At 52.9% G+C, this 9,873-nt stretch carries 10 protein-coding genes; 3 read left to right on the top strand and 7 right to left on the bottom strand.

The window, feature by feature from the left end:
• Nucleotides 1-354: 354 nt before the first annotated feature.
• From ACSZO1_RS20515 to dnaB, 4 genes are all read right to left on the bottom strand, one after another.
• The gene (locus ACSZO1_RS20515) at nucleotides 355-1,551 is read right to left on the bottom strand and encodes an amino acid aminotransferase (protein ID WP_437615961.1); all 1,197 of its coding nucleotides are present in this window, start codon (nucleotides 1,549-1,551) and stop codon (nucleotides 355-357) included.
• Between the two features lie 61 nt (nucleotides 1,552-1,612).
• Nucleotides 1,613-2,242, bottom strand: a complete 630-nt coding sequence (locus tag ACSZO1_RS20510) for a YitT family protein (protein ID WP_437615959.1) — start codon at nucleotides 2,240-2,242, stop codon at nucleotides 1,613-1,615.
• 236 nt (nucleotides 2,243-2,478) lie between these two features.
• Entirely contained in the window at nucleotides 2,479-2,958 is a 480-nt protein-coding gene (locus ACSZO1_RS20505) for an Lrp/AsnC family transcriptional regulator (protein WP_437615957.1), read from the bottom strand.
• 264 nt (nucleotides 2,959-3,222) lie between these two features.
• On the bottom strand, nucleotides 3,223-4,644 hold the full coding sequence (gene dnaB, locus ACSZO1_RS20500) for a replicative DNA helicase (protein ID WP_437615955.1): 1,422 nt from the start codon (nucleotides 4,642-4,644) through the stop codon (nucleotides 3,223-3,225).
• 221 nt (nucleotides 4,645-4,865) lie between these two features.
• Here dnaB and ACSZO1_RS20495 point away from each other — a divergent pair, with 221 nt between their 5' ends.
• Nucleotides 4,866-5,849, top strand: coding sequence for a quinone oxidoreductase (locus ACSZO1_RS20495; protein WP_437615953.1), 984 nt, complete (start codon nucleotides 4,866-4,868; stop codon nucleotides 5,847-5,849).
• Between the two features lie 231 nt (nucleotides 5,850-6,080).
• Here the strand turns inward: ACSZO1_RS20495 and pspG are convergent, their stop codons facing one another.
• The gene (gene pspG, locus ACSZO1_RS20490; protein ID WP_437615963.1) at nucleotides 6,081-6,314 is read right to left on the bottom strand and encodes an envelope stress response protein PspG; all 234 of its coding nucleotides are present in this window, start codon (nucleotides 6,312-6,314) and stop codon (nucleotides 6,081-6,083) included.
• 183 nt (nucleotides 6,315-6,497) lie between these two features.
• Nucleotides 6,498-7,493, bottom strand: coding sequence for a tRNA dihydrouridine(20/20a) synthase DusA (dusA, locus tag ACSZO1_RS20485; protein WP_437615951.1), 996 nt, complete (start codon nucleotides 7,491-7,493; stop codon nucleotides 6,498-6,500).
• Nucleotides 7,494-7,707: 214 nt separating this feature from the next.
• On the opposite strand from dusA, the gene ACSZO1_RS20480 reads away from it, so the two are divergent.
• Nucleotides 7,708-8,052 carry a type II toxin-antitoxin system RelE/ParE family toxin gene (locus ACSZO1_RS20480; protein ID WP_437615949.1) on the top strand — a complete coding sequence of 115 codons (345 nt, stop codon included), beginning with the start codon at nucleotides 7,708-7,710 and terminating at the stop codon, nucleotides 8,050-8,052.
• Nucleotide 8,053: 1 nt separating this feature from the next.
• Nucleotides 8,054-8,371 carry a helix-turn-helix domain-containing protein gene (locus ACSZO1_RS20475; protein ID WP_437615947.1) on the top strand — a complete coding sequence of 106 codons (318 nt, stop codon included), beginning with the start codon at nucleotides 8,054-8,056 and terminating at the stop codon, nucleotides 8,369-8,371.
• A gap of 43 nt (nucleotides 8,372-8,414) precedes the next feature.
• On the opposite strand, the gene ACSZO1_RS20470 is transcribed toward ACSZO1_RS20475, so the two are convergent.
• Nucleotides 8,415-9,656 carry a conjugal transfer protein TraF gene (locus ACSZO1_RS20470; protein ID WP_437615945.1) on the bottom strand — a complete coding sequence of 414 codons (1,242 nt, stop codon included), beginning with the start codon at nucleotides 9,654-9,656 and terminating at the stop codon, nucleotides 8,415-8,417.
• Nucleotides 9,657-9,873 lie beyond the last annotated feature (217 nt).

Below are 9,873 nucleotides of genomic sequence, written 5' to 3'. Positions count from 1 at the left end.
CTTATCGGTAGTTAACCCTTCCTCCTACACTCTCCACAATCATGTCCGAGCGTTGCACTTATTATCTGAATTCGCGCAATGTATAGAAGATAGGGAGATAAATAGCGGCGGACAATGTGCATTTGCATAACAAAACAGCTTGTTTTTTTATGCTGCGAAAAGTGGGGTTAATTATTTGAAGTCGATAACAAATATTAATGCAGTGAGAATTGAAAAAGATTTCATGACGAAATGACTTTCTTTTATTTACTGATAAGTTGTTATTATTTTGCTTCAGATATGGATTGTTTTTGTTAGCACTAAATAAAAAAAGCAGCGGTATTCCCGCTGCTTTTTATTGCCTTAAGCCTGTGCTTATTTCATCACAGCGGCGAAGGCTTGTGCGACCTGCTGCACGTTGTTGATATTCAGACCTGCCACACAGATACGCCCGCTGGAAACCAGGTAGACACCAAACTCTTCACGCAGACGTTCAACCTGCTGCGCGCTCAGACCCGTGTAGCTGAACATGCCACGCTGTTTCAGCAGGTAATCGAAGTTACCGCCAGGGATCTCTTTGCGCAGCACATTCACCAGCGCCTGACGCATATCAAGGATACGCAGACGCATCACTTCCACTTCTGCCAGCCAGCTGGCTTTCAGCGCGTCATCGTTCAGCACGCAGGACACCACCTGAGCACCAAAGTTTGGCGGGCTGGAGTAGTTACGGCGTACCGTCGCTTTCAGCTGACCCAGTACACGGGAAGCTTCTTCGGCATCATCACACACCACAGACAGGCCGCCAACGCGCTCGCCATACAGTGAGAAGATTTTGGAGAAGGAGTTGCTGACCAGCGCTGGCAGACCGGCGGCTGAAATAGCGCGGATAGCGTACGCATCCGGCTCCATGCCCGCGCCAAAGCCCTGGTAGGCGATATCGAGGAATGGCACCAGTTCCTGTGCTTTCAGCACTTCAGTGGTGATGTCCCACTGCTCATTGGTCAGATCCGCACCGGTTGGGTTATGGCAGCACGGATGCAGCAACACGATGCTCTGCTTCGGCAGCGTTTTCAGCTTGGCGATAAAGGCATCGAATTTCACGCCATTGGTGTCGGCGTCATACCACGGATAAGTCTCCACGGAGAAGCCCGCGCCAGAGAAGATAGCAACGTGGTTTTCCCAGGTCGGATCGCTGACCCAGACATTAGAGTTCGGGAAGTAACGTTTCAGGAAGTCGGCACCCACTTTCAGTGCGCCGGAACCGCCCAGCGTCTGGATAGTGGCGATACGGCCCGCTTTCAGTGCCGGGTGATCAGCACCAAACAGCAGAGGAGCAATCGCATTGCGATAAGCAGGCAGACCTTCCATCGGCAGATAGAGTGAAGCACTCTGCGGCTGGGCGTTCAGACGCTCTTCCGCTGCGGCAACCGCCGCCAGCTGAGGGATAACACCCTGTGCGTCATAGTACAAACCAATGCTCAGATTCACCTTGTCCTGACGTGGATCCTGTTTAAAGGTCTCCATTAACGAGAGAATTGGATCGCCGGCGTAGGCATCAACGTTTTGAAACACAGTGCAGATCTCCATAGCTTGGTATTAATTCACCGCGCAATCGGCGCGGTGGGGATATTTTTCAGACGCCGCTGTAGCGTCCAGGACGGTGATTCATCGCAATCAGCAGGTTCAGAATCACTGCGCCTGCAATGGATGCCGCCAGCATTGGCAGCGACACCACAAACAGCGAAGCCAGCACCACAAAGGTATCAACCACCATCTGCAGTTTACCGGCGCGGATGCCGAAGCGATCCTGCAGCCACAGCGCCAGAATATTAATCCCGCCGAGGCTGGCTTTGTGGCGGAATAACACTATAAACCCAATTCCGGCGATAACGTTACCGAACAGTGTCGCATAAAACGGATTTAGCGTATCAAAATGGACAAAAAGCGGGTGTAACTGACTAAACAGCGACACCAGGCCAACAGCGCAGAAGGTTTTAATGGTGAAAGCCCAGCCCATACGACGCACAGCCAGCCAGTAAAAAGGCAGGTTAATGACAAAAAAAGCCAGTCCGAACGAGCAGTGGGTCAGATAGCTGATTAAAAATGCGATACCGGCGGTACTGCCGGTCAGTGCACCCGCCTGCTTCATCAGCACGACGCCAAACGACACCATCAGGGTGCCGACCAGAATAGCCAGCACATCTTCAACATGGCTGTGGGGGATTTTTTCAGGTGCTGCAAGGGACTGCGCGGTGTTTTCCATCGGTCTGATTCTCAAGTTAATGACGCGATCAGACTGCAAAAAACGCACCAATCCGGCGCGAGAAATCGCGCCAGCAACGGGCGGCAGGATTAACCTATTGATAACTAAACGGCTTTATTTGGTAATTTTGTGCATGAAATTACCAACACACCATCAAATCACGCATAAAACAGTTTCAAAATGCACAACCTGCCCGATAGTGGTGATTTCAGCACCCCATCATGGTGCGCAGTGCACTATTTTTGTGCATCCGCAGGCAACATCATCAGGCCGTTTTCTTTCAGCCGGTTCAGTACTACAGAGGTTTTCACATGCGCCACACTCTGATGCCCCGCCACCAGCTGGCTAATCAGCGCGCTTAATCCCGCCAGATCCGCCACCGCCACTTTCAGCAGGTAGTCGGCATCGCCGGTGGTCTTATAGGCATCGACGATCGACGACTGCTCCGCCACCATACGGTGGAAGCTTTCGACATAATCCGAGGTGTGGTTAATCAGACGCACTTCGATTAAGCCAATCATGCCCAGACCGACGGCGTCCGGCGACAGGCGTGCGTGGTAACCGAGGATCAGGTTAGCCTGTTCAAGGTTGATACGACGACGTGAGCATTGCGAAGCTGACAGGCCAACCAAATCACTCAGTTCCTGATTGGTAAGGCGGCCATTGGTTTGTAAAAGATTCAGTATCTTGAGGTCAAAATCATCGATGTGGGTCATTGCCGATCCAAGTTATCTGCAGAGGTGCCTTTTACTACAGATAACCGCAATCAACAGAGGGTTGTCCAACACTATTTCGTTATAGAGTGACGGAGGACACGCGCCCGCGCCGCTACGGTGCCAATGACGACAGAGGACATCCTCCTAAGCCATTCACGTTGTAGCAAAGCGGCAACCGAGCGAATCCCCGGGAGCTTACACCAGTAAGTGACTGGGGTGAGTGAGGGCAGCCAACGCCACTACGGCGTCAATGGCGACGGAGGATTACTCGTCGTCGTACTGTGGCCCCGCATAATTATCAAAACGCGACCACTGACCATTAAACGTCAGGCGTACCGTACCGATAGGACCATTACGCTGCTTACCGAGAATGATTTCTGCGATGCCTTTCAGATCGCTGTTCTCGTGGTACACCTCATCACGGTAGATAAACATAATCAGGTCGGCATCCTGTTCGATGGAGCCGGATTCACGCAGGTCTGAGTTTACCGGGCGTTTATCGGCACGCTGTTCCAGTGAGCGGTTCAGCTGCGACAGCGCCACCACCGGCACATGCAGCTCTTTCGCCAGTGCTTTCAGTGAGCGCGAGATTTCAGCAATCTCCAGCGTACGGTTGTCGGACAGCGACGGCACACGCATCAGCTGCAGGTAGTCGATCATGATCAGGCTTAAGCCTTCGTGTTCACGGTAGATACGTCGCGCACGGGAACGCACCTCGGTCGGCGTCAGGCCGGAAGAATCATCGATATACATGTTCTTCTTCTCCAGCAGGATGCCCATGGTGGCGGAGATACGCGCCCAGTCTTCATCATCCAGCTGGCCGGTACGGATGCGCGTCTGGTCGACACGCGACAGCGACGCCAGCATACGCATCATAATCTGCTCACCGGGCATCTCCAGACTGAAGATCAGCACCGGTTTATCCTGCAGCATCGCCGCATTTTCGCACAGGTTCATGGCGAAAGTGGTTTTACCCATTGATGGACGCGCCGCGACGATGATCAGATCGGATCGCTGCAAGCCAGCAGTCTTCTTATTCAGATCCTGATAACCGGTATCGACCCCGGTGACGCCATCATGCGGTGTCTGGTACAGCGACTCAATACGCGACACGGTGGCTTCAAGGATCTGGTCGATGCTTTTCGGCCCTTCGTCCTTATTGGCACGGTTTTCGGCAATCTGAAATACCCGCGATTCCGCCAGGTCGAGCAGATCTTCACTGCTGCGCCCCTGCGGATCGTAACCGGCGTCGGCGATTTCGTTCGCCACCGAGATCATTTCACGGACAACAGCACGTTCACGCACAATATCGGCATACGCACCGATGTTCGCCGCACTTGGCGTGTTTTTCGACAGTTCAGCCAGATACGCGAAGCCGCCCGCCATCTCCAGTTCACCCTTCTGTTCGAGCGATTCTGAGACGGTGATCAGGTCAATGGGCTGGCCCGCTTCCAGCAGGCGTTGCATCTCAGCAAAGATCAGGCGATGTGGACGGCTAAAGAAATCCTGCGCCACCACGCGTTCAGAGACGTTATCCCAGCGTTCGTTGTCCAGCATCAACCCGCCCAACACTGACTGCTCCGCTTCCAGCGAGTGCGGAGGCAGCTTCAGTCCTTCCATCTGGCGGTCGCGGGGTTCGCTCGCTCGGGATTCGCCCGATTTGTTGGTGGGTTTATTTCCTGCCATAGTGAGTGCAATACCGAAAATCAGTTAGGAGACGCGCAAGTATAACTGTTTGCTCGCGTTGTTCCCAACATTCACGCTATACCCTAAATAATTCAAGCTGAAGGAAGGCGGCAGGCACGCGAATCCCCAGGTGCATAGATAACGATGTGGCTGGGGTGAGTGGGTGCAGCCAACGCACCTGCGGGTTGAAGTATGACGGGTATAAATCAACAGGAGTGACCATGGCAAAGAGAATACAATTCGCCCAGCATGGCGGCCCGGAAGTGTTGCAACTGGTGGATTTCACCCCTGCCGATCCTGCAGCCAGTGAAGTGCAGGTAGAGAACAAAGCGATTGGCATTAACTATATCGACACCTATATCCGCAGCGGACTCTATCCCGCTGCGGCGCTGCCTTCGGGCTTAGGCACCGAAGCGGCGGGCGTGGTGACCAAAGTGGGCTCTGCCGTTACCGCGGTCAAGCCTGGTGACCGTGTGGTGTATGCCCAGTCGGGACCTGGCGCGTACAGTGCGGTGCACAATGTGGCGGAAGAGCGCATTGCGCTGCTGCCTGACGCTATCTCATTTGAACAGGCGGCAGCCTCGTTTCTGAAAGGGCTGACAGTGCACTATCTGCTGCGTCAGACCTATGCGGTGCAGCCCGGCGAAGTCTTTTTGTTCCATGCTGCGGCAGGCGGCGTGGGGCTGATTGCCTGCCAGTGGGCGAAAGCGCTGGGCGCACATCTGATTGGTACTGTCGGTTCCGCCGAAAAAGCGCAGCTGGCGCAACAGCATGGCGCCTGGGCCACTATCAATTACCGCGAAGAGAATATTGCCCAGCGTGTCAGCGAGCTGACCGACGGCAAGAAAGTGGGTGTGGTGTACGACTCTGTCGGTAAAGATACCTGGGAAGCGTCGCTGGACAGCCTGCAGCGCCGCGGACTGATGGTGAGCTTTGGCAATGCCTCTGGACCGGTCACCGGCGTCAATCTGGGCATTCTCAACCAGAAAGGCTCGCTGTATGTCACACGTCCGTCACTGTTTGGCTATATCACCAACCGCTCAGAACTGACGCATGCCAGCAACGAGCTGTTCTCGCTGATTGCCAGCGGGGCGATTAAAGTGGATGTGCCGCAGCAGCAGAAGTTTGCCCTGGCGGATGCGCAACGTGCTCATCAGGTACTGGAAAGTCGCGCCACGACCGGTTCCAGTCTGCTGATCCCCTGAGACAAAAAAAAGGGGGCTTCCCGCAGGAAGCCCCTTATTTCTTTTTTATTTATCGTTCTCGCTGGTTGTAGGGTCAGCGGCGATGAATACATTGTCGACTCAACGGTATTCATCCTGGCAGAAAACATAAGTAAAAAATATGTTTAATTGCACAAATTGGCTAAGCAAAGTGCCATGATGTGATCCAGCCCGCATAAAACAATCTGACAAACACGGCAAGTCATTGATTATTTAGCGTGATACCCAGTCATTTCGTCCGGTTTTTGGCTTCTGCATGGCACGCCAGATCCATACCGTCACCACAGCCAGCGCCAGCCATGGCAACAATTTGATAACAATTACAAACAACCCGCCGACCATCATCACCAGGCTGGCGACAATCAATGCCGCAATCACCCCCAACAGTGAGACACCCGTCAGTAACAGCATTAAAAAGAATCCGATCACAAACAGGATTTCCATCAGGCACACTCCAGCAAGTCAGTATGCTCAGGGTATTACAAGAACCGTGCCAGAGTGGGAGTCGTGCTAACTGACTGAAATATCAGGAGTGAGTGAAATAAACGACGAGGGAAGTTAGTGAAATTGCTTAATACGTGGTTAAAATCTGACGAACTCAGAGCGGCATATACCGCCCTGAGTTGATGCTCATACTGTCGCCGGGATCTTATCCGCCACCAGTGACAGGGCTTTTTCCAGCACCTCAACATCTGCACCTGGCTTATGGGCGTTTTCACTCAGGTAACGACGCCACTGGCGCGCGCCCGGAATCCCCTGGAACAGACCAAGCATATGGCGTGTGATATGGCCAAGATAAGTACCTTTCGCCAGTTCCTGCTCGATATACGGATACATAGCACGCACCACCGCCACCGGATCGCTGTCCGCCACATCAAGGCCAAACAGTTCACGATCGACCTGCGCCAGGATGCCTGGATTCTGATAGGCTTCGCGTCCCACCATCACACCGTCAAGATGCTGCAGATGCTGTTTCGCTTCTTCGAGGGTTTTAATGCCGCCATTAATCGCCATCGTCAGCTGTGGGAAATCGCGTTTCAGCTGATACACCCGTGGGTAGTCGAGCGGCGGGATCTCGCGGTTTTCTTTCGGGCTCAGACCCGATAACCAGGCTTTACGCGCATGGATAATAAACATCTCGCAGCCCCCCTGCTCCGCAACGGTACGGATAAAATCGCAGAGGAACTCATAGCTGTCCTGGTCATCGATACCAATGCGGGTTTTCACCGTCACCGGAATCGACACCACATCACGCATCGCTTTAATGCAGTCCGCTACCAGCGCCGCGTCGCCCATCAGGCAGGCGCCAAAACGCCCGTTCTGTACCCGGTCAGACGGGCAGCCGACGTTAAGGTTAATTTCATTATAACCACGCGCTTCCGCCAGACGCGCGCACTGCGCCAGCGCCGCCGGATCGCTGCCCCCCAGTTGCAGAGCCACGGGCTGCTCTTCCTCACTCCATGCAAGGTAATCCCCTTTGCCATGAATAATCGCCCCGGTGGTCACCATTTCGGTGTACAGCAGGGTCTGGCGTGTCAGCTGACGGTGAAAGTAACGACAGTGGCGATCGGTCCAGTCGAGCATAGGGGCGATGGAAAAACGTGAAGCGGGAAAAGGCTGACTCATGAAACGCAGTAATCCAGGTTAAAAAGTGTCGATAATGTGCACAAGGATAGCATAGCGGGGACAGATAAAACCAACATGCCCTGCGAGCTAAGCACGTCTGGAGCATGTACCCATAACAGAAGGCTCAGGACAATCTGACATTTGACTATGTCCTCATCATAGACCATGCTAAATTATACCCATATGGATATAAACATAACGCATGGATACGCGTATGAAAGATCTCTATTGGGTTAGCACCAGTAAGAAAGACCTTCTCTCTCTTCCTGAGGATGTACAGGATATTTTTGGCTATGCGCTTCATCTGGCACAGGCAGGTGAGAAACATGCGCAAACCAAACCATTAAAAGGTTTTGGCGGTGCTGGTGTTCTGGAGGTCGTTGAAGATTATTTTGGCGATGCCTATCGGGCAATATATACCGTTAAATTCAGCAATGCCGTCTATGTTCTGCATGCCTTCCAGAAAAAATCATCATCCGGCATCAGTACCCCAAAACAGCATATGGACAAAATTCGCGAGCGGTTGAAAGCCGCAGAAACACATGCCAGAGGAGCATAGTATGAGCCATGATATTGAAGTCAGTAGCGGCAATGTTTATGCCGATATGGGCAATGCGAATGCTGAAGAAATGCAGGTTAAAGCGCAGCTGGCAACAACCATAAGCAACATCATTAAAAGCCGTAACATGACGCAGCGGCAGGCTGCGACACTTTTGGGTATGACACAGCCCAAACTGTCCAATATGCTACGTGGGCAGTTTCGCGGTATTAGTGAGGCAAAAATGATGGAATGTCTGACCAGACTGGGCCGCGATGTGCAGATTGTGGTAGGAAAACCCCGTAGTACGCCAGGCAGCCTGAAAGTGGTGTTTGCCTGAGTAAGGACAGCGAAATGGGCGGGGATCCCCGCCCACTAGAACATCAGAAATTAAAACCAATCTGCGCCATTGCGCCCCAGGTGTTGTCGTCGCCCACTGAGCCGCCAAGATCCAGATGTACGCTGTTATTAAACGGCGACAGGCCAATACCGGCGGTGACGACATTGGTGTCGTTAGATTTCAGATCGGCGCGATAGCCTCCGCGCAGCTGCAGCCAGCTGAACAGACGATATTCGGCACCAACACCCGCGTACTGACTGTCTTGCTGGCTCTTAAAGCGCTTCGTCGGGGTTAAATCGACATCCAGAGCCGTAGTCAGATCGCCGGTATGCCACGAAACGCCGGAAGTCACCAGCGGACGGATCTGGTAAGTATCCTTCAGACCGCTGACTTCTTTGGTATCGATATCACGCGAAATCAGGTTCTGTGCGCTTAATCCCAGCGTCCAGTTGTCGTTGAGATCGGCAGAAACACCGGCATCAAGGTTAAAGCCGGTATTGGTGTTTTTGTAGCGACCGTCGGTAAAGTCCGATTTGTCGTAGTTGTAAACAGAGACACTGTAGTTGTAGAGATAGGTTTTCTGCAGTTTTGGCGTCACACCGACGGAAACAGGATAGCCCGCGATATCAAACTGGTGCGCCACTGCAATACCGTAATCAGTAACCAGTGCCGCACGGCCTGAGGCGGTAGAGGTTAAACGGGACTCATAATCAGAACCCGGGATCTCTGTACCATCCGCAATGCCTTGCAGATAATCGATATCACTTTGTTTAACATCGGTTGCCAGATGTGCGGTGCCGTAGGCCTTGGTGACAAACGCAAACGGCAGTACCTCATTCGGTACAGCAACCACAATCGCCGCACCCGCCGTTCCGCTAGCGGTATCGCCACGGATATCGCGCAGACGGTTCGCCAAATCCCCCGCTGCCGCTTGCAAGTTCTGGTATCCCCCCAGGCTGGGACTGGATAAAAAATCATCGGCCTGATCACGATAGCCATCAACTTCATTTGAAATATCATCGACTTTGCTGACCAGCTTATCCTTGTCAGTCATCTGCACGCCAACAGACGGCAGAATCACGCTGATATCATCATCAGGCTGCGCTTTGGTCAGTAATGCCGGGTTTGCCAGTGCTGCCGCGCCATAAGTGGATGACGCCACGCCTGTCCCCCCCATCGCGTCATTGCGCGCGTCGTAGTAGTTACCCGCGGCCATGCCGCTAAATGGAACGAACAAAAGAGCCTGAAGAGGAACGCGAAAAATACCTTTTGATAAATTTGCCATTGCCTGGAACCACCCAAATTGAAAATGAAGACGATTAATGCCCTGAGCAAATAATGCGCATTTGCCAGTACAGTTATTGCTGTGAACTCACTCAATTTCAGTGTGCTTATCGGAAGATTGGAGTTTAGGTAACATGTTAAGCGGCGGATTCAAGTTCGAAGTGCAACGCTAAGCCGCCTGTCTTAACTCTGCAAAGACCACTGAAGGCTGCCGGAAC

Origin of the sequence: Erwinia sp. V71, assembly GCF_965644245.1 — a bacterium.
Classification (GTDB): domain Bacteria; phylum Pseudomonadota; class Gammaproteobacteria; order Enterobacterales; family Enterobacteriaceae; genus Erwinia.
Note: the sequence above shows the minus strand (reverse complement) of the source record. Positions and strands in the feature narration are given on the sequence as shown.